The following is a 2,354-nucleotide window of genomic DNA, read 5'->3' as shown; positions in this document are numbered from 1 at the left end:
AGTCTTATGCGCGATGTTTATGTCGCACTGGGCGAACCTATTGCCGATGGTAGTAACCAATGGGCATTAAGGATTTATGTAAAACCATTAATTCGTTGGATATGGCTCGGCGCTATTATTATGGCATTGGGTGGTCTGCTGAGTATGCTTGATAGGCGCTATCGTCTCAAAACATCCAAGACCCCTGCACAAATTGCAGCGAGTAAGTCAGGCTTTACGACGGTTACTGATTTAGATGTTAAAAGCACTACTAATAACACGACACTAATAGGGGAGAAGCAAAATGACTAAGTCTAATCATTTTTCCGAGCAACCCCCTGAAACAAAAGGTAATCGAACAATGAAAAAAAGCCAATTTAGAATATGGTTTTTGATCCCGCTGATCATCTTTGCTGCTGTTATGGTTATGCTTTATTTTCGTTTGGGGCAGCCGACTGAAATCGTAACCAATACCGCGCTTGAACGCCCAGTACCAGCGTTTGAGCTGCCATTGTTGTCCGATACCAGTCGGATCATGACCAATGACAACTTACCTGATGAGCCCTTTTTGATGAATATTTGGGGCTCTTGGTGCCCAACTTGCGTTATTGAGCATCCTTTTTTGATGCAACTAGAAGAGCGTGGTGTCAATCTGGTTGGCGTGAATTATAAAGACGATATCGGTGATGCGCTCAGCTATCTCAACCGAGGCGGTGATCCCTTTTCGATGTCTATTCAGGATTTGTCCGGCCAGTTTGCCTTGGACTTAGGGTTGACGGGTGCGCCTGAGACTTTCACTGTCGATGGTGAAGGCGTTATTCGCCAGCACATTGTTGGTGAGATTAACGAGAGTAACTGGCAAGATCGTATTGAGCCTTGCTTAACGGTACTCAATGATGCCAATGATAATAACGTCAGTCCAGATGCGATTCAGGTTGAAGAGGTGTGCAAATGATAGCCCGTTCAATAAAGGCCGTTACGATAAAAGTAGCGAGCTTAATACTTGCCTGTCTCCTAAGTGTGACCAGCTATGCGGCGATAGAGGTATATGATTTTGACTCTGCACAACAAGAAGCCCAATATCGAGGGCTAATCGAAGAGCTACGTTGCCCGAAATGCCAAAACCAAAACTTGGCAGGTTCTGATGCGCCGATTGCCCAAGACTTAAAGCAAAAAGTCTATGATTTGATTAAAGACAGACGTAGTGATGCGGAAATCCGGGATTATATGCAAGAGCGCTACGGCGATTTTATCAGCTACAAGCCGCCTGTACGTCCATCGACATGGATTTTATGGTTTTTTCCGCCATTGCTACTGATCGTATTATTGATAGGGTGGTTTTGGCAAAGTAAACGCCGCCAAGTTGTCGCCCGTGGCCAAAACGGCGTTACAGTGAACAGTACTGCTGCCTTGACCTCTGCGGAAAAGGCTGAGCTTGATCGTCTATTATCGCAAGCTGAGAATGTCGACCACGATATTACTAGCATAGAGGACAAAAAATGACTCTATTTTCTACTTTTGGCTTATTTGTAGCTCTAAGCTTGCTGATTGCTCTTATATTTGCGCTAATTGCTATTATGCCATGGCTACGAGCACCGCGTTTGCAGTCCAAACCAATAGACAATCAACTGCTAGATATTAATGTTGCAGTATTTCGCGAACGTTTAGCTGAGCTACAAACAGATAAAGACAGCGGTACTATTAATAATAGCCATTATCAAAATCAAAAGCTGGAACTGGAGCGTCAGCTATTGGATGCCCAGCGTGAAGTCACGCCGATGGTCACCCCTGGTATCAAAAGCCGCTTGATCCTCATGGTTTGGGTGCCTGTATTGGCTGCGCTGGCGTATCTGATGGTGGGTGACCGAACGCCTGTGTTTGATCTGTGGACGGCCGAAGACAAGGTCGGAAAAGTCGCTGATGACTTGTTGACTGGCAAAATCGATCAGCCACCTGTATGGGCAATCGAAAACGGCCAGCAGCTTATCAGCGCGATGCAGACCAACGTTTATCGTCATGCCGATGATCCTGATCGCTGGATGCGTTTGTCAGAGCTGTTTTTATCGCTTGAAGCTACCGACTCAGCGATTGAAGCTTTGTCACGCGCTTACCGTCTGTCACCAGACAATGAAGAGATTGCGACCACTTATGCGCAGATTAGCTTTTTTGCCAATAAAGGTCAGCTTGATGCCAGTAGCCGCCGTGTATTACAAGATGTCCTTGCCAAAAATCCACAGCATGAAGGTGCGCAGATGCTAATGGCAATGGGTGAGGCACGTGGTAGTAACTTTGCCCAAGCGCAAGGTTGGATTAAACGCTTACAAGGCAGCATTGTGGCCAAACCAGGTGATCATACTAAAGCTTTAGCAAGCTTA

Annotated in this window: 4 protein-coding genes; all 4 read left to right on the top strand. The window is 45.9% G+C overall.

The features are described from left to right. On the top strand, nucleotides 1-291 hold a 291-nt coding region (locus ACI2IW_RS13920; protein ID WP_404693961.1), incomplete at its 5' end, for a cytochrome c-type biogenesis CcmF C-terminal domain-containing protein. Next, on the top strand, nucleotides 284-934 hold the full coding sequence (locus ACI2IW_RS13915; RefSeq protein WP_105244428.1) for a DsbE family thiol:disulfide interchange protein: 651 nt from the start codon (nucleotides 284-286) through the stop codon (nucleotides 932-934). The genes ACI2IW_RS13920 and ACI2IW_RS13915, both read left to right, overlap by 8 nt. After that, complete coding sequence (locus tag ACI2IW_RS13910) at nucleotides 931-1,482, top strand: cytochrome c-type biogenesis protein (RefSeq protein WP_191114791.1); 552 nt, start codon at nucleotides 931-933, stop codon at nucleotides 1,480-1,482. The genes ACI2IW_RS13915 and ACI2IW_RS13910 overlap by 4 nt, the downstream gene beginning before the upstream one ends. Beyond that, on the top strand, nucleotides 1,479-2,354 hold an 876-nt coding region (gene ccmI / locus ACI2IW_RS13905), incomplete at its 3' end, for a c-type cytochrome biogenesis protein CcmI (protein ID WP_404693960.1). The genes ACI2IW_RS13910 and ccmI, both read left to right, overlap by 4 nt.

The sequence above is a fragment of the Psychrobacter sp. NPDC078501 genome (assembly GCF_044900935.1).
GTDB lineage: Bacteria > Pseudomonadota > Gammaproteobacteria > Pseudomonadales > Moraxellaceae > Psychrobacter.
Note: the sequence above shows the minus strand (reverse complement) of the source record. Positions and strands in the feature narration are given on the sequence as shown.